We start from the raw sequence: 16,717 nt of genomic DNA, 5'->3' as shown, positions 1-16,717 counted from the left end.
CCCCCCGGCATCTCGACCCGGGCCGCCCCGTTCCCGCCGGGCAACCGCCGTGTGCACGGTGGATCACCCTGGGTGGGGGGCTCCGGCCCGGTGCGGTGCGGACGTGGGAGAGAATGGCGGCATGGAGATGCCGAGGAACGAACGGTCGCCCGAACAGCCCCAGATCCTGGTCGTGGGCCAGGACGGAACGGCGGTGGGCGGCGGAGGAGACGAGGACTCCCGCGAGGTCCCGGTGACGGAGATGGTGGAACAGCCGGCCAAGGTCATGCGCATCGGCAGCATGATCAAGCAGCTGCTCGAAGAGGTACGGGTCGCCCCCCTCGACGAGGCCAGCCGGGCCCGGCTGAAGGAGATCCACGCCAGCTCGGTCAAGGAACTGGAGGACGGCCTGGCGCCCGAGTTGGTCGAGGAGCTGGAGCGGCTCTCCCTGCCCTTCATGGACGAGGTGATCCCGAGCGACGCGGAGCTGCGGATCGCGCAGGCCCAGCTGGTCGGCTGGCTCGAAGGCCTCTTCCACGGGATCCAGACGACGCTGTTCGCCCAGCAGATGGCCGCCCGGGCCCAGCTGGAGCAGATGCGCCGCGCGCTGCCGCCCGGCGTCGGCGGCCACGAGGGCGACGACGACCCGCGGACGATCGGCCGCTCGGGAGGCCCGTACCTCTAGCCCCGGGGCGGAACCCCCGCCCTGAGCGACACCCCCCACCCCTTCGTACACAAAGGGCCCGGCACGTGAGGTGCCGGGCCCTTCCACATGCCAGAGGGTGTGGGCGTCAGGCGGGGTTGCCCGAGGAGACCTTGAGGACGACCGTGGGCATGTCCTTGGGGTCGACGTCCTCGTCGGCCGACGGGTACTGCTCCATCACGGTGCCCTCGCCGTACGTGTTCTCGTCGACCTTCTGGACGTCGTACTCCCAGCCCGCCGCCTGGAAGCACTTCTTCACCGAGTCGATGTTCTTGAAGGTGAAGTCCGGCAGTTCGATCTTGTCCGGGTCGTTGTACGACTCCACGGGGTCCGTGCACTCGGTCGAATCGATGACCTTCGAGGTGTCCGGACCCTTGTGCCCTTCGACCACGGTCGGCGAGGAGGACGGGGTCGCGCCGCTGTCGCCGCCCTCGGCCTCGCTGCCCGAGTTCAGGGTCAGCGCCACGATCAGACCGCCGACCGCGAGGACCGACACGGCGATCGCCCCCACGATCACGCCCTTGTTGCTCTTCCCGCCCCCGGAACCCCCCGCCGACGGCGAGGACTGGTGGGGCGCGATGTTGTACGGGGGCGGGGTGGCCGCCCCCTGCTGCGGCGCGTACGCGGCGGTCTGCGGCGGCGTCGCGTAGCCGCCCTGCTGCGGGTAGCCGTAGGACGGGGCGGGCGCGGGCGTCGGCGGGCCGTATCCGCCCGTGCCGTGCGGCTGGTACGGCGTCTGGACGCTGCCCGGCTGCGGTGTGCCCGTGTGGTCGATCGGCGGGAAGACCGCGGAGGAGACCCCTGCGCCGCTGGGCGTCTGCGCACCCGGCACGATGCTCGGCGCGAGGGGCTGGAGCGACGCGGCGACCCGCAGGCACTCGTCCCGCATCGCCTCCGCGCTCGGGAACCGCTCGTTCGGGTTCTTCTTCAGCGCGCGGGCGACGATGGCGTCGACGGCGGGCGGCAGGGAACGGTTGATCGAGGAGGGAGCGACCGGCTCCTCCTGGACATGGGCGTACGCGATGGCCAGCGGCGAGTCCGCCTCGAAGGGCAGACGCCCGGTGGTCAGCTGGAACAGCATGATGCCGACCGAGTACAGGTCGGAGCGGGCGTCCACGCCACGGCCGAGGGCCTGCTCGGGCGAGAGGTACTGCGGGGTGCCGACGACCATGCCGGTCTGCGTCATCGACGTGACACCCGACTGCATGGCGCGGGCGATGCCGAAGTCCATGACCTTCACGACGTCGCGCTTGGTCATCATCACGTTGCCCGGCTTGATGTCCCGGTGGACCAGGCCCATCTCGTGGCTGATCTCCAGCGCCGCCAGCACGTCCGCGGTGATCTTCAGCGCCTTGTCGGAGGGCATCGCGCCCTGCTGGGCGACGTCCGCGTCGAGCACCGAGCCGAGCGGCTTGCCCTCGATGTACTCCATGACGATGTACGGCGTCGTCATGCCGTCCATCTCGTCCTCGCCGGTGTCGAAGACGGAGACGATGTTCGTGTGGGTGAGCTTCGCCACGGCCTGCGCCTCACGACGGAAGCGCTCACGGAAGGCCTGTTCGCGGCCCAGTTCGGTGTGGAGTGTCTTGATCGCGACCTGCCGGTCGAGCACCGAGTCGTACGCGAGGTGGACGGAGGCCATACCGCCCTCGCCGAGCAGGTCACGCAGCTGATAGCGGCCGCCGGCTAGCGACCGCCCCGCGTACCGGCCCTGTGCGGCGTCCTGGCTCATCGTCCTGCGTCCCCCATCGGCGCGCGAAAGCTGCTGGCGTGGCTCCCGCGATCGGTGATCCCTGCTGCTGCCGGTGATCCTTTGAGCTATTCCCGGCCAAGTCTGCCGCAGGCCACTGACACGTCAAGCGCGGTGCCCGATCCGTGACCGTACGAGAAAGAAGCGTCGCGGAAGCGTTACAGGGGGCGTACGCCCGGTACACAGAACTTGCACGACTGCGCGCGCTGCGGGTTTCATGGCCGACTCAACCTTTGGATCCACCTTGAACCCGTCGTGAACCCCGTCGCGCATCCAACCCGGACCGGCCCCTTGCGTGAAGGCTGTAGCGTGGCCGACGGAGACCGTAACAAGTACCGCGCGGACCGCGGGCAGAAACGACGGCGAGGACTGATGGCACAGCAGCAGCGCTCTCAGGGCCCGTCCGACCCCGAGGCGACTGGCGGCGGCATGTCGGACGCGCCGGAGTTGTGGGGCAACGGCGGGCTGGTCGGTGACGGTCGGTATCGGATGACCCACAGACTCGGCCGGGGCGGCATGGCCGAGGTGTTCGCGGCGGAGGACGTGCGCCTCGGGCGCACGGTGGCGGTGAAACTGCTCCGTTCCGACCTCGCCGAAGACCCCATCTCCAAGGCCCGCTTCACGCGTGAGGCCCAGGCGGTGGCCGGTCTCAACCACCACTCGATCGTGGCGGTCTACGACTCCGGCGAGGACGTCGTGAACGGCACGCCCGTGCCGTACATCGTCATGGAGCTGGTCGAGGGCCGCACGATCCGCGATCTGCTGATCAACGCGGAGGCGCCCGGACCCGAGCAGGCGCTGATCATCGTCTCCGGTGTGCTGGAGGCGCTCGCCTACTCCCACCAGCACGGCATCGTGCACCGCGACATCAAGCCGGCGAACGTCATCATCACCGACAACGGCGCCGTGAAGGTGATGGACTTCGGCATCGCCCGCGCCCTGCACGGGGCGTCGACGACGATGACGCAGACCGGCATGGTGATGGGCACGCCCCAGTACCTCTCCCCGGAGCAGGCCCTCGGCAAGGCCGTCGACCACCGCTCCGACCTGTACGCCACCGGCTGTCTGCTCTACGAACTTCTCGCGCTGAGGCCGCCGTTCATCGGCGAGACCCCGCTGTCGGTGGTCTACCAGCACGTTCAGGACATTCCGGTGCCCCCCTCCCAGTCCTCGGACGGGGCGGCGCCGCCGGAGCTCGACGGCCTCGTCATGCGCTCCCTCGCCAAGGAGCCGGACGACCGGTTCCAGACGGCCGAGGAGATGCGCGGCCTCGTCCAGTACGGCCTGCAGATGCTGTACGACCAGGGCGGCCACACCGGTACCTGGAACACCGGGCCCGTCGCCGTGCACGACGGCCGGCAGACGCCGCCGGGCGGTATGTCCGGTACGGCGGTCATGTCCCATCCCGGGGAGCCGGGGACCTCGCAGATCCCGCAGCCGATCCTGCCCGGATACGGCGGCGGTGGCCGGGACGACGGCGGCTTCGAGGGGCGCGGCAACCGGGGCAGCGGCCGCGGCAAGCTGTGGATCCTCGCCGTTCTCGCGGTGATCGCCATCGCGGCGGGTGTCGCGCTGGCGCTGAACACCAACAAGGACGGCGGCAGCGGCGGCACCGAGACCACGAAGTCTCCGACGGCCACGTCCTCCAGCAAGGACAAGGACGCCAGCGAGACGCCCAGCGACGAGGTGACCGAGGAGGAGACGGCAGACAGCACCGGCTCGGGCGACAACCCCGACTACACGCCGTCGTACACGCGGTCCCCGTCCTTCAGCCAGTCGCCGACGGACGAGCCGACGGACGAGCCGACCTCCGAGGAGCCGACGACCTCCGAGGAGCCGACGACCTCGGAGGAGCCGGAGCCCCCGGTGAGCGAGAGCCCCGACGACGGCAGCAGCGGTGACACCGCCGGTCTGCCGGGCGGTGTCGGCGGCGGCGACGACGAGGAGTGATCCCGAGGCGTGACCGGAGTGGCCCCGCCCGGGTCACTCCGCGAACGCCTCGCCCACCGCGTCGTACTCCCTCGTCCACCACACCGCCGGCGCCGATGCCGCGGGGAGCCGCGGATCGGCGCGTGTGTCGCCGCGCTCGTGGTGCCGGCGCAGCATCCAGAGGTCGTCGAGCCGCTCCCACCGCACGCGGTGCACGGCGGACGCGAGTTCGGCCGGGCCGGCCCGCGCGGAACGCCGGTTCGCGCGCGCAGGACCGTACCCGCGCCGGATCCAGGGCGCCGACGGGACGCACGAAGAGGATCACCGCCGCCCGGACCGCCTCCTCCGCGCGGCTGCACACCGAGCCGGTCCCGGTCGAGGATCGCGGCGGGCACCTCGGGGGCGTCTCACCCGGTCGAGCAGCGCGTCGATGAGGGCGAAGGTCTCGACGGGATCCGCGCTCTCGGACCCGGGGGTCTCCGCGCCGTACGCAAGCCGGGACCACCGGAGCCTGCGGCTGCCGCGCCGGCATCAGCCGCTCCAAGGACGCGTGCACGACACCCAGGAGTGCCCCCAGGCGGCCGCACTCTCCGGGGGTGAGCCGGCCGCCGTGCCGGTGGCGCCCTCGGTCCAGGGGTGCGGGGCATAGGCGCGGCCGGGGCGGCGGTCTCGGGGTCGAGTGGTGCTTGTGGTACAGATCAGCGCGACACGCGCCAGATGTCAGGGCACGCGCCCCGCCCCCTGAGCTGCCACTTGTCACACTCGGTCGTCACCGGTCACACAGTGCGCAGAACCGAACTGTGGCTCGACGCGCAGACGTACGGGCCGGACGGCCCGCGGACGGCCCGCCGTGTCCGCGAGGGCCGTGGCGGCATCGCGAGGCAGCACGGATGGAGCAACTTCGGCAGTCGATCTCGATGCCCGCCTCCGGTGAAGTCTTCCCGTGGCCGGGGTGGCCGGGATAACGTGCCCGTGTTCCGGCCCCCTGCCAGGCTGTTAACCAGTGCTGTGACCAGCGACTGTTCCCGACGGACGCGACATCCTTGGACCCCCCAGTACCGAATTACTTGGAAATCCAAGGAAAATCGCAGGTCAGTAGGGGTTTCACAGGAATGTGGAGCACTGGGTAACGTGCCTCGTGCAGGGCGCTCGCCGGGGCACCTGTCACGTCTGTTCCCGGCCAAGGGCACCCACCCCGTGCACGGGCACCGGGATCAGGCGAGCCGCACTGGTCCTCGGCAACCCCGGGGGCCGGACCGACGGAGGAGCACACGTGACCGTGGAGAGCACTGCCGCGCGCAAGCCGCGACGCAGCGCCGCAGGCAAGACCGGCACCACCGGCAGCAAGGCGGCCGGCACCACCGGCACCAGGCGTGCCGCCACTGCCAAGAAGCCGACCGACGCCCAGCCCGAACTCGTTCAGCTGTTGACGCCCGAGGGCAAGCGCGTCAGGAACGCCGAGTACGACCCGTTCGTCGCGGACATCACCGCCGACGAGCTGCGCGGCCTGTACCGCGACATGGTGCTGACCCGTCGCTTCGACGCCGAGGCCACCTCCCTGCAGCGCCAGGGCGAGCTGGGCCTGTGGGCCTCGCTGCTCGGCCAGGAGGCCGCCCAGATCGGCTCCGGACGGGCCACCCGCGAGGACGACTACGTCTTCCCGACCTACCGCGAGCACGGTGTCGCCTGGTGCCGCGGCGTCGACCCGACCAACCTGCTCGGCATGTTCCGCGGCGTGAACAACGGCGGCTGGGACCCGAACAGCAACAACTTCCACCTCTACACGATCGTCATCGGCTCCCAGACGCTGCACGCCACCGGCTACGCCATGGGCATCGCCAAAGACGGCGCCGACTCGGCCGTCGTCGCCTACTTCGGTGACGGCGCCTCCAGCCAGGGCGACGTCGCCGAGGCGTTCACCTTCTCCGCGGTCTACAACGCGCCGGTCGTGTTCTTCTGCCAGAACAACCAGTGGGCGATCTCGGAGCCGACCGAGAAGCAGACCCGCGTCCCGCTGTACCAGCGCGCCCAGGGCTTCGGCTTCCCGGGCGTCCGCGTCGACGGCAACGACGTGCTGGCCTGTCTCGCGGTCACCAAGTGGGCGCTGGAGCGCGCCCGCCGGGGCGAGGGCCCCACCCTGGTGGAGGCGTACACGTACCGCATGGGCGCCCACACCACCTCCGACGACCCCACCCGCTACCGCCACGACGACGAGCGGGTGGCCTGGGAGGCCAAGGATCCGATCGCGCGCCTGCGCGGTTACCTGGAGTCCCAAACCGACACGAACGAGGGATTCTTCGCGGAACTCGAAGCGGAGAGCGAGGCGTTGGGAAGGCGAGTGCGCGAAGTGGTGCGTGCCATGCCCGACCCGGACCACTTCGCCATCTTCGAGAACGCGTACGCGGACGGACACGCGCTCGTGGACGAGGAGCGCGCCCAGTTCGCCGCGTACCAGGAGTCGTTCGCCGACGTGGACGTAGAGGAGGGCAAGTAGCGATGACCACGCAGACAGCCGCGCAGACTGCAGGGCAGGACGCCGGGCGTTCCGCCCCGAAGAGCATGGCGATCGCCAAGGCGATCAACGAATCGCTGCGCAGGGCCCTCGAAGCCGACCCCAAGGTCCTCGTCATGGGCGAGGACGTCGGCAAGCTCGGCGGTGTGTTCCGGGTGACGGACGGCCTGCAGAAGGACTTCGGCGAGGACCGGGTGATCGACACCCCGCTCGCCGAGTCCGGCATCGTCGGCACCGCCATCGGCCTCGCCCTGCGCGGGTACCGGCCGGTGGTCGAGATCCAGTTCGACGGTTTCGTCTTCCCCGCGTACGACCAGATCGTCACCCAGCTCGCCAAGATGCACGCGCGCTCGCTGGGCAAGGTCAAGCTTCCCGTCGTCGTCCGTATCCCCTACGGCGGCGGCATCGGCGCGGTCGAGCACCACTCCGAGTCCCCGGAGGCGCTGTTCGCGCATGTGGCGGGCCTGAAGGTGGTCAGCCCCTCCAACGCCTCGGACGCCTACTGGATGATGCAGCAGGCCATCCAGAGCGACGACCCGGTGATCTTCTTCGAGCCCAAGCGACGCTACTGGGACAAGGCCGAGGTCAACCCGGAGGCCATCCCCGGTCCGCTGCACAAGGCCCGGGTCGTCCGCGAGGGCACCGCCCTCACGCTCGCCGCGTACGGCCCGATGGTGAAGCTCTGCCAGGAGGTCGCCGACGCGGCCGCCGAGGAGGGCCGCGCCCTGGAGGTCCTGGACCTGCGGTCGGTGTCCCCGCTGGACTTCGACTCGATCCAGGCGTCCGTGGAGCGGACCGGCCGGCTGATCGTGGTCCACGAGGCTCCGGTGTTCTTCGGCTCGGGCGCGGAGATCGCCGCCCGCATCACCGAGCGGTGCTTCTACCACCTGGAGGCCCCCGTCCTCCGCGTCGGCGGGTACCACGCCCCCTATCCGCCGGCCCGGCTGGAGGAGGAGTACCTGCCGAATCTGGACCGGGTGCTCGACGCCGTCGACCGCTCGCTGGCGTACTGAGGGAGAGGTCCGTGACGACGATGACAGACACGTCTCCGCGCGAGTTCAAGATGCCCGACGTGGGCGAGGGACTCACCGAGGCCGAGATCCTCAAGTGGTACGTCCAGCCCGGTGACACCGTCACCGACGGCCAGGTCGTCTGCGAGGTCGAGACGGCCAAGGCCGCCGTCGAACTGCCCATCCCGTACGACGGTGTCGTACGCGCCCTGCACTTCCCCGAGGGCACCACGGTCGACGTCGGCACGTCGATCATCGCGGTGGACGTGGCGGGCGGGGCCCCGGCGCCCGCGTCGGCGCCCGCCGCGGCTTCGGCCGCAGCCGCGCCCGCCCGGCCCGCTGCGAAGCCCGAGCCGGTGGCCAAGAAGCCCGAGCGCAAGCCGGTGCTCGTCGGCTACGGGGTCGCCGAGTCGTCCACGAAGCGCCGCCCCCGCAAGGGAGTTCCGGCCGCGGCGGTGCCCGCCGAGGACACCCTGTACGCGGCCACCGCGATCCAGGGCGTCCAGGGTGAGCTGAACGGACACGGTCACGCCGTCGGCGGGCAGCGTCCGCTGGCGAAGCCGCCGGTCCGCAAGCTGGCCAAGGACCTCGGTGTGGACCTGGCGACGATCACCCCTTCCGGCCCGGACGGCGTGATCACCCGCGAGGACGTCCACGCGGCCGTCGCCCCGCCGAAGGCTCCCGAGCCGGTGGTCCAGGCGCCCGTGGCCCAGGCCGCTCCGGCCTTCTCCGCCCCGGCCCCGGTGGCGTCGTACGACGGCGCGCGCGAGACCCGGATCCCGGTCAAGGGGGTCCGGAAGGCGACGGCGGCGGCGATGGTCGGCTCGGCCTTCACCGCGCCCCACGTCACGGAGTTCGTGACGGTCGACGTGACGCGCACGATGAAGCTGGTCGAGGAGCTGAAGCAGGACAAGGAGCTGGCGGGCCTGCGGGTCAATCCGCTGCTGTTGATCGCCAAGGCACTGCTCGTGGCGATCAGGCGCCACCCGGACATCAACGCCTCCTGGGACGAGGCCGCCCAGGAGATCGTGGTCAAGCACTACGTGAACCTGGGCATCGCGGCGGCCACCCCGCGCGGTCTGATCGTCCCGAACATCAAGGACGCCCACGCGAAGACACTGCCGCAGCTGGCGGAGTCGCTGGGCGAGCTGGTCTCGACGGCGAAGGAGGGCCGCACCAGCCCCGCCGCGATGCAGGGCGGCACGGTCACCATCACCAACGTCGGAGTCTTCGGCATCGACACCGGCACGCCGATCCTCAACCCCGGCGAGTCCGCGATCCTCGCGGTCGGTTCGATCAAGCCGCAGCCGTGGGTCCACAAGGGCAAGGTGAAGCCCCGTCAGGTCACCACCCTGGCGCTCTCCTTCGACCACCGGCTGGTGGACGGGGAGCTGGGGTCCAGGGTGCTGGCGGATGTGGCGGCGATTCTGGAGCAGCCGAAGAGGCTGATCACGTGGGCGTGAGGCCCTCGACCGGGTAAGCTGATGGGTAGGGCCGGTCGCAAATTCATCTTGCGACCGGCCCTTTTCCTCAACTCCGCTCAGGAGCCGTCAACGGCGGCTGAGCACATACACCGGCGCCCCGTCCTCCGCCGCGCCCATGGGGTGGATGCAGGCGTGCTTGCGCAGCAGCCGCAGACATTCGTTGACGCGGTGCACGGACAGCCCCGTACGGGCCGCGATCGCCTCCAACGGCTGCCGCAGCTCGCCCTTCTCGACCAGCACCGGGGCGATCACGACGGCCACCGTCCACACGTCCTCCGTCACCGACAACCGCTCCCGCCAGTCGGCCAGCACGGTCTCCGTGGTGGGCTGCTTCGGGACCGTCGTGGTGTCGGACACAGGCCGGGCCAGAGCCAGGGCGTCGAGCCGGTCCGCGATGCGTTCCATGGCCTGGGCCATGGCCTGCTGGGCGGCGAGGGTGGCGGTCTGCAACTCCACCATCTGCTCCTGCAGGGCGATCGACCTCTGCTGTGGCACCGCGAGTTGTTCGTCCGCCTGGAGGTTGCGCTCCTCCAGCCGGACGATGGCCTCGGCGACCTGCTCGGGCATGGCGTAGGCGACGGGCGCGCCCGGCTCGGAGGGCTGCACCTCGGCCTCCTCAAGGGTGTAGGAGCCCTCGCGCTGAACGGTCTCGATCACCTCGGCGACCCACCGTTTGAAAGGTGCGCACTCCGGCTTGGTGCAGGCGCTGACGAGAAGGATCAGACCCTGGAGATCGATGAGATTCATGTCTCGGCGCCACTCCCGACCTGCGGGAACGCTGAGACCGTAACCTCCAGTTACAGTCTCGACAATCTCTCGGTGCCTCTCTGGCACATGGTCGGAGAGTGCCTTCCGAGAGTTGGTGTGCCCCAACTCCTTACAGACATCCACCGCCGGGAACCAGTGCGTCCCGTCCGGCATCGTCAGCCGGCGGACCCGGGCTCCGGTAGCCGCGTAGACGAAGTCGCCGACGTCGAGTGCGTCCTGCTGACGCATGCGGGGGTCGGGCTGGTGCTTGCTGGGTTCGATCATGTGAACCACCTCCGCTGCGGAACGTATGGCGGAGGAAATCGAATATGCCAGTTGGATTAACCACATTCACCAATGCGAGGTAAAGAGGCCTGATTGGCTTGCGCAAATACGCGGGAAGGGGCCACCGCGGTGAGCGGTGGCCCCTTCCCGTGCGATGCCCGCGTCGCCTACAGGGTGGCGAACCCGTAGTCCATGAGCTTCTTCACGTCCGCCATACGGGTGGTCTCGTTGGTGGAGGTGAGGACGGTGCCCATGACGGTCTTGCCGCTGCGGGTGGCCGCGAAGACGAGGCAGTACTTGGCCTCGGTGCCCGAACCGGTCTTGATGCCGATCGTGCCCTTCCAGCCCAGCAGCAGGTTGGTGTTGTTCCACGCCGCCATGGTGCGGGTGCTGCCGGTCTTGGTGATCGTCTTGGCCGTGTAGGACTTCGTGGCCACGATCTTCTTGAACGTCGTGTTCTTCATGACGTCGCGCGCGAGCTTGGTGAGGTCACGCGGAGTCGAGGCGTTCGCGCCCTTGCTGATGCCGTCGAACGAGTCGAACTTCGTGTTCGTCATGCCGAGGTTCTTGGCCGTGGTGTTCATCTTGGCGATGAAGTTGTTGGTACGGGCCGTGACCGTCGAGCCGGAGCCGTACTTGTCGGCCAGCGCCATGGCGGCCTCGCAGCCCGACTTCAGCATCATCCCGTACAGCAACTGACGGACCGTGACCTTGTCGCCGACGATCAGATTGGCCGACGAAGCACCGTTCTTGACGATGTAGTCGCTGTACGCCCCCTTGATCGTCACCTTGTCGTCGAGGTTCAGGTTCGACTGTGCCAGTACGACCTTGGCGGTCATGATCTTCGTGGTGGAGGCGGTGAGCCGCTTGGTGTCGGCGGCCTTGGTGAAGAGGGTCTTGCCGTTGGCGCTGTTCATCACGAACCCGCCCTTGGCGGTGATCGTGGGCTTCGCGGGGGCGGCCTGCGCGGGAGCGGAGCCGACGACTCCGGTCGCGATCATCGCGCCGGTGGTCACGACGACTGCAGCGGCTCTGCGGACACGTACGCCCTTTATGGCGGTAATCAAGTTAAATACCCCGATTGCGTCAAATGTCTGTGGAGCGCGGCCACTTGGGCTCCGGGTTTCGGGCAAGCAGGGCCGCTTCTCGTGTGACAAGTGAGTAGCACAAAAGGTTGTGCTCCGGGTGGTGCGGGGGTCAATTCAGGTCCACCTCACACCCCTTCTACAGCCTTACGGCGGCTTTTCGTCCGGATCGTGGACGGCGGCAGCGATGCGTACGTGTTGTATCTATGCTGTCTACATGCCCTCCGCCCCCGCTCCCGCCTCCGCACCCGCCGTGAAGCAGCCCCCCGCCGCCGACCGTGTCTACACGCACGTCAAACAGGGTGTCCTGGAGCGTCGCTACGAGGGCGGCACGCTGCTCACCGAGGGCGAGCTGGCCGAGGCGGTCGGCGTGTCCCGGACGCCGGTGCGGGAGGCGCTGCTGCGGCTGGAGGTCGAGGGGCTGATCAGGCTCTACCCGAAGAAGGGCGCCCTGGTGCTGCCCGTCTCCGCGCAGGAGATCGCCGACGTCGTCGAGACCCGGCAGCTGGTCGAGGAGCACGCGGTCCGCAAGACCGTGCCGGCCTCGCCGCGGCTCATCGCCCGGCTGGAGGAGTTGCTCGACCAGCAGAAGGCCCAGGCCGCAGCCGGGGATCTGGCCGCCGCGGCCGTGACCGACCGCTGTTTCCACGCCGAGATCGTCCGCAGCGGGGGGAACGAGATCCTCTCCCGCCTCTACGACCAACTCCGCGACCGGCAGCTGCGGATGGGCGTCGCCGTGATGCACGCCCACCCCGACCGCATCACCAAGGCCCTCCACGAGCACGAGGAGATCCTCCAGGCGCTGCGCGCGGGTGACGCGGAGGCGGCCGTGGCGCTCGTGCACCGGCACGTCAACTGGTTCTCCAACCTGGCACGGGGGGACCTCCGTTGAGCCGCCCCGCCATATCGTCGTCCGCCGGGTCCCAGCCCGGGGACCCGCCCGGCGGTCGCCGCGCCCTCGCCGTGTGGGGCGTGGGCGTCTCCGTGTACTTCGTCGCCGTCATCTTCCGTACGTCGCTGGGCGTGGCCGGCCTGGACGCCGCGGACCGCTTCCAGGTGGGCGCCTCCGCCCTGTCGACCTTCTCGATCCTCCAGCTGCTGGTCTACGCGGGCATGCAGATCCCCGTCGGCCTGCTGGTCGACCGGCTCGGCACGAAGAAGGTGCTGACGCTGGGGGTCCTGCTGTTCACGGCCGGCCAGATCGGCTTCGCGCTGTCGCCGTCGTACGGCACGGCGCTGGCGTCGCGGGCGCTGCTGGGCTGCGGTGACGCGATGACGTTCATCAGCGTGCTGCGGCTGGGCAGCCGCTGGTTCCCGGCCCGGCGCGGACCCGTGATCGCGCAGATGGCGGGCCTGGTCGGCATGGCGGGCAACCTGGTCTCCACGCTGCTGCTGGCCCGCCTGCTGCACGGGGTGGGCTGGACAGCGGCGTTCGCGGGCAGCTCGGTCGCCGGTCTCGTCGTCCTGGTCCTGACCCTGCTGTTCCTGAAGGACCACCCCGACGGGCACGAGCCGGAGCCCTTCCCGCACCACGGGGCCGCGTACGTGCGGCGGCAGATCGCGGCGTCCTGGCGGGAGCCCGGCACCCGGCTCGGCATGTGGGTGCACTTCACCACCCAGTTCCCGGCGATGGTGTTCCTGCTGCTGTGGGGATTGCCGTTCCTGGTCCAGGCGCAGGGCCTCAGCCGTGGCACCGCCGGTGAACTGCTCACCCTCGTCGTCCTGTCCAACATGGTCGTCGGACTGGTGTACGGCCAGATCGTCGCCCGGCACCACACGGCACGGCTGCCGCTGGCGCTCGGCACGGTCCTCGCGACGGCGGCGGTGTGGGCGACCACGATCCTGTACCCCGGGGGGCACGCGCCGATGTGGCTCCTGATCGTCCTGTGCGGGGTGCTCGGCGCCTGCGGGCCCGCTTCGATGCTCGGCTTCGACTTCGCCCGCCCGGCGAACCCGCCGGAGCGTCAGGGCACCGCCTCCGGGATCACCAACATGGGTGGTTTCGTCGCCTCCATGACCACCCTCTTCGCGGTCGGCGTCCTCCTGGACGCGACCGGAGACGACTACCGCATCGCCTTTTCCGCCGTCTTCGTCCTCCAGGCCCTCGGCCTGACGCAGATCCTCCGTCTGCGCGGCCGCGCGGCCCGCCGCGAACGGGAACGCCTGGTGGCGAGCCGGGTGGAGACGGTGCACGTACCGGTCTGAGGGCCGGCCGACGGCGAGCCCCCGGACGCGGCGGCTAGACGGTCACCGCGAACGCGCGCAGGATGGCCGCGATCAGATGGGGGTCGCCCTCGGCCTTGACGCGGTCGGCGACGAGGTCGGCGGTGACGCGGCCGCAGGCGAGGCGGACGTAGGTCTCCCAGTCGAGGGTGAAGCCGGCGGCGGGGCCGAGGGCGGGGGCGGTCTCCAGGGTGCCGCGGCCCTGCATGTCGACGCGGACGGTGCGGATGAACTCCACCGGGCCGTGCACGTCGAAGACGACCGCCGAACTGCGGGGCGCCTGCGCGTCCTCGGCGACGACCTTCGGCAGGACGGACAGCAGCTCGTCGCGGACGACGTACGCGCCCGGCGAGTCCAGGTTCCCCGGCTGCCCCAGCGCGGTGCGCAGATCCTGCTCGTGGACCCATACGTCGAACGCGCGGTTGCGCATGGCCTGTTCCAGGGTCACTTCCGTGCCGAGGGGGCCGCGGATCTTGTGCCCGGGGTCCCGCGACTCGTTCCGCAGCTGGCGGTTGCGCCGGATGATCGTGTACTCCAGCTCGGAGGTCATCTCCGGCGCGGTGTGGTGACGGCGGGCGTCGACCTGCATCTCCATGTACCGCTGGTGCTCGGTCCGGACGTGGTACAGGTCGCGCGGGAGGGTGTGGATGGGCCTGGGGTCGCCGAGCATCTCGCAGTCCAGGCCGATGACATGCGAGACCACATCGCGCACCGACCAGGCGGGGCACGGCGTCCGCCGGTTCCACTCACCCTCCACGAGCGGCGTCACCAGCTCGGATATCGCGTCCACGGAGTGGGTCCAGGCGTCGGCGTAGGGCTGAAGAGTGGGATGCAGACTCACGGAAACGGGACCCCTCGGGCGGTCGGTACCTGTCAGTACGGTCGGTGCGTACGGGTATGTGGGTGGCGGTTTCGGTGGGGGCGTCGGCGTTGACGGCGGTGAGTGGGTGTCGGCGGCTGTCGGTGGGTGTTCTGGAACGTTAAGTTACGCTGCTGGGAGGCACCCCGGCAGTGCTTTGGTGTGACGATCGTAGGCCGGTGTGGACGTCTCGAATGCCAGGACGGTGGTAGTGTGCGCGCCTCGCTCATCCAGATCGGTGTAGACGAGGACGAATCGGTCGATTCGCGCAGGCGGCGTGTGGCCTCGCTGGTGAGGGACCAGGCCGGTGCCGATCTCGTCGTCCTCCCGGAGCTGTGGACCACCGGCGCCTTCGCGTTCGAATCCTTCACCACGGAGGCCGAGCCGCTGGAGGGGCCGACGTACGAGGCGATGGCCAAGGCGGCGAGCGACGCGGGCGTATGGCTGCACGCCGGCTCGATCCCCGAACGCGCTGATTCCGACAGCGGCTCCGCCGCGGGCGACGGGCCTCTCTACAACACCTCTCTCGTCTTCTCACCGGCCGGCGACCTCGCCGCCGCCTACCGCAAGATCCACCGTTTCGGCTTCGACAAGGGCGAGGCGGTGCTGATGGGCGCGGGCTCGGAGCTGGTGACGCTCCGCCTCCCCGAGACGACCGTCGGCATCGCCACCTGCTACGACCTCCGCTTCCCCGAACTGTTCCGCGGGCTCGTCGACGCGGGCGCCGAGACGCTTCTGCTCTCGGCGGGCTGGCCCGAACGGCGGCGCGCGCACTGGACCCTGCTGGCGCGGGCGCGGGCCGTGGAGAACCAGGCGTACGTCCTCGCCTGCGGAACGGCCGGTACGCACGCGGGAGTTCCCCAGGCCGGTCACTCGATCGTGGTCGACCCCTGGGGCGAGGTCCTGGCGGAGGCGGGGGCCGACGAGGAGGTACTCACGGTGGAGTTGGACCCGACGAGGGTGGCGGCCACCCGTGAGCAGTTCCCGGCGCTGAAGGACAGGATGCTGGGCCTGGAACCACCGCGCCGCTGACCCCCGCCGGCCCGCACCGCCCCTGAGCCGCCGTCACCCGCACTCCACGTGTGCGGTCGTCAGTCGTCGTCCCTCTCCCGCTCGGCCAGGTTGATCACGCACACCGTGACGGCGATGAGCAGCGCCGGGTCCGCGTCGTCGCGTACGACGTCGAGGCCGTAGGTATCGCGGATCCGCAGCCATCTGCGGGAGACGTGGGCGAGGAGTTCGCCGTCGTACTCGACCACGAACTCACGGTCGAGGATCTTGCCGCTGACGTCGAGTTCGGTGCCGTCCGCCAGGGAGACGCGGTAGTGGTTGCGCAGCAGGGACAGACGTTTGCGGCGGACGGTGGCGAGGGGCTCGCCGTCCCGTTCGACGACCATGGTGTCGCGCACGGCGAACATCTTGCGGCGGATGTCGATGAGCACCCGGCCCTGGGTGTCCTTCAGCTCGAAGGTGTCCCGCAGCCGCATGGCCTTGCCGTCGACGAGGAAGGCCTTCCGGCCGTCCTCGTCCTCGATCCAGTAGTCGTCACCGATGCCGAGGAGCCGGTCGCGTACGAGGAATCTCATGCCTACAGGCGTTCCCCGCGACCCGCCCCGAAACGTCCTGTGTAGGCCGAAGGGCCGAGGCCCCTCTCCCGGCGCGGACGCACACCGAGGCCGGCGCCGGGAGAGGAGCCTCGGCTGCCCCGACTTCTCGACCGCGGGCGGGCCCGGCCCTTCCGCCGCCGGCGGGCCGGTCCGGCTCACGGGGAGCGGGACGGACCGGCCGCCGCCGGGGCCGGCGGGACGGACGAGAGCCGTGACGGAGCCGGGCGTTCTAGTAGCCCTGGTAGCCGCCCCGCTGCCGGTCGTCGTCGATCACCGGGGTCGTGGGCGGTACCACCACCCGCCGGCGCCTGGCGATGCTGCTGAAGGTGGCGACACCGATCAGCCCGACGATCATGAAGATGACGCCGACCAGGTCGAGGTTGACCCCCTGCATGTCCCAGTCGGTGGCGAACGTGAGGATGGCCCCCACGGCGATCAGAATGATGCACCCGCCCAGGCCCATGAGTGTTCCCTCCAGTGTCCGGTTGGGTCGGCCGGTCGTTCCGGTCGTTCGGTCCTACCGGTTGACATCGGGTACCCGGAC

General features: G+C 70.1%; 15 protein-coding genes. 8 read left to right on the top strand and 7 right to left on the bottom strand.

The annotated features are described in order from the left end of the window. The first annotated feature begins 121 nt into the window (after positions 1-121). Entirely contained in the window at positions 122-664 is a 543-nt protein-coding gene (locus ACWCRJ_RS01195) for a bacterial proteasome activator family protein (RefSeq protein ID WP_450937298.1), read from the top strand. Positions 665-770: 106 nt separating this feature from the next. On the opposite strand, the gene ACWCRJ_RS01190 is transcribed toward ACWCRJ_RS01195, so the two are convergent. Beyond that, positions 771-2,414, bottom strand: a complete 1,644-nt coding sequence (locus tag ACWCRJ_RS01190) for a protein kinase domain-containing protein (protein ID WP_450937297.1) — start codon at positions 2,412-2,414, stop codon at positions 771-773. A gap of 390 nt (positions 2,415-2,804) precedes the next feature. On the opposite strand from ACWCRJ_RS01190, the gene ACWCRJ_RS01185 reads away from it, so the two are divergent. Beyond that, on the top strand, positions 2,805-4,382 hold the full coding sequence (locus tag ACWCRJ_RS01185; RefSeq protein WP_450937296.1) for a protein kinase domain-containing protein: 1,578 nt from the start codon (positions 2,805-2,807) through the stop codon (positions 4,380-4,382). Between the two features lie 33 nt (positions 4,383-4,415). Here ACWCRJ_RS01185 and ACWCRJ_RS01180 read toward each other — a convergent pair whose 3' ends face one another. After that, entirely contained in the window at positions 4,416-4,568 is a 153-nt protein-coding gene (locus ACWCRJ_RS01180; protein WP_450937295.1) for a hypothetical protein, read from the bottom strand. 1,066 nt (positions 4,569-5,634) lie between these two features. Between ACWCRJ_RS01180 and pdhA the strand changes: the two genes are divergently transcribed. Genes pdhA through ACWCRJ_RS01165 form a run of 3 tightly spaced genes read left to right on the top strand, consistent with a single transcriptional unit; the run spans position 5,635 to position 9,346 of the window. Continuing rightward, positions 5,635-6,855 (top strand): pyruvate dehydrogenase (acetyl-transferring) E1 component subunit alpha, encoded by a 1,221-nt coding sequence (gene pdhA, locus ACWCRJ_RS01175; protein ID WP_450937294.1) that lies wholly within the window; start codon positions 5,635-5,637, stop codon positions 6,853-6,855. A gap of 2 nt (positions 6,856-6,857) precedes the next feature. Beyond that, positions 6,858-7,886: an alpha-ketoacid dehydrogenase subunit beta gene (locus ACWCRJ_RS01170; protein WP_450937293.1), complete on the top strand. Its 1,029-nt coding sequence runs from the start codon at positions 6,858-6,860 to the stop codon at positions 7,884-7,886. Positions 7,887-7,897: 11 nt separating this feature from the next. Next, positions 7,898-9,346: a dihydrolipoamide acetyltransferase family protein gene (locus ACWCRJ_RS01165; protein ID WP_450937292.1), complete on the top strand. Its 1,449-nt coding sequence runs from the start codon at positions 7,898-7,900 to the stop codon at positions 9,344-9,346. A gap of 87 nt (positions 9,347-9,433) precedes the next feature. Here ACWCRJ_RS01165 and ACWCRJ_RS01160 read toward each other — a convergent pair whose 3' ends face one another. Beyond that, positions 9,434-10,399, bottom strand: coding sequence for a BRO family protein (locus tag ACWCRJ_RS01160; RefSeq protein ID WP_450937291.1), 966 nt, complete (start codon positions 10,397-10,399; stop codon positions 9,434-9,436). A gap of 167 nt (positions 10,400-10,566) precedes the next feature. Beyond that, positions 10,567-11,415 (bottom strand): D-alanyl-D-alanine carboxypeptidase family protein, encoded by an 849-nt coding sequence (locus ACWCRJ_RS01155; protein ID WP_450937586.1) that lies wholly within the window; start codon positions 11,413-11,415, stop codon positions 10,567-10,569. Between the two features lie 286 nt (positions 11,416-11,701). On the opposite strand from ACWCRJ_RS01155, the gene ACWCRJ_RS01150 reads away from it, so the two are divergent. Beyond that, positions 11,702-12,376: a GntR family transcriptional regulator gene (locus ACWCRJ_RS01150; RefSeq protein ID WP_450937290.1), complete on the top strand. Its 675-nt coding sequence runs from the start codon at positions 11,702-11,704 to the stop codon at positions 12,374-12,376. After that, positions 12,373-13,689 carry an MFS transporter gene (locus ACWCRJ_RS01145; RefSeq protein ID WP_450937289.1) on the top strand — a complete coding sequence of 439 codons (1,317 nt, stop codon included), beginning with the start codon at positions 12,373-12,375 and terminating at the stop codon, positions 13,687-13,689. The genes ACWCRJ_RS01150 and ACWCRJ_RS01145 overlap by 4 nt, the downstream gene beginning before the upstream one ends. 34 nt (positions 13,690-13,723) lie before the next feature. Here the strand turns inward: ACWCRJ_RS01145 and ACWCRJ_RS01140 are convergent, their stop codons facing one another. Beyond that, a complete protein-coding gene (locus ACWCRJ_RS01140) occupies positions 13,724-14,548 on the bottom strand; it encodes a maleylpyruvate isomerase family mycothiol-dependent enzyme (RefSeq protein WP_450937288.1) in 825 nt (274 codons plus the stop codon). Positions 14,549-14,779: 231 nt separating this feature from the next. Between ACWCRJ_RS01140 and ACWCRJ_RS01135 the strand changes: the two genes are divergently transcribed. After that, positions 14,780-15,598, top strand: a complete 819-nt coding sequence (locus ACWCRJ_RS01135; RefSeq protein ID WP_450937287.1) for a carbon-nitrogen family hydrolase — start codon at positions 14,780-14,782, stop codon at positions 15,596-15,598. 59 nt (positions 15,599-15,657) lie between these two features. On the opposite strand, the gene ACWCRJ_RS01130 is transcribed toward ACWCRJ_RS01135, so the two are convergent. Continuing rightward, the gene (locus ACWCRJ_RS01130) at positions 15,658-16,152 is read right to left on the bottom strand and encodes an LURP-one-related/scramblase family protein (RefSeq protein ID WP_450937286.1); all 495 of its coding nucleotides are present in this window, start codon (positions 16,150-16,152) and stop codon (positions 15,658-15,660) included. 250 nt (positions 16,153-16,402) lie between these two features. Beyond that, the gene (locus ACWCRJ_RS01125; RefSeq protein WP_450937285.1) at positions 16,403-16,636 is read right to left on the bottom strand and encodes a DUF6458 family protein; all 234 of its coding nucleotides are present in this window, start codon (positions 16,634-16,636) and stop codon (positions 16,403-16,405) included. Between the last annotated feature and the right edge of the window lie 81 nt (positions 16,637-16,717).

Source organism: Streptomyces sp. NPDC002324 (assembly GCF_053593335.1).
This window is presented reverse-complemented; position numbering and strand designations above follow the sequence as displayed.

Bases quoted from the DNA above. Each gene is read 5' to 3' on its own strand.
- ACWCRJ_RS01195 (WP_450937298.1), top strand. From the start codon at position 122: ATGGAGATGCCGAGGAACGAACGGTCGCCCGAACAGCCCCAGATCCTG.
- ACWCRJ_RS01190 (WP_450937297.1), bottom strand. From the start codon at position 2,414: ATGAGCCAGGACGCCGCACAGGGCCGGTACGCGGGGCGGTCGCTAGCC.
- ACWCRJ_RS01185 (WP_450937296.1), top strand. From the start codon at position 2,805: ATGGCACAGCAGCAGCGCTCTCAGGGCCCGTCCGACCCCGAGGCGACT.
- ACWCRJ_RS01170 (WP_450937293.1), top strand. From the start codon at position 6,858: ATGACCACGCAGACAGCCGCGCAGACTGCAGGGCAGGACGCCGGGCGT.
- ACWCRJ_RS01160 (WP_450937291.1), bottom strand. From the start codon at position 10,399: ATGATCGAACCCAGCAAGCACCAGCCCGACCCCCGCATGCGTCAGCAG.
- ACWCRJ_RS01150 (WP_450937290.1), top strand. From the start codon at position 11,702: ATGCCCTCCGCCCCCGCTCCCGCCTCCGCACCCGCCGTGAAGCAGCCC.
- ACWCRJ_RS01130 (WP_450937286.1), bottom strand. From the start codon at position 16,152: ATGAGATTCCTCGTACGCGACCGGCTCCTCGGCATCGGTGACGACTAC.
- ACWCRJ_RS01125 (WP_450937285.1), bottom strand. From the start codon at position 16,636: ATGGGCCTGGGCGGGTGCATCATTCTGATCGCCGTGGGGGCCATCCTC.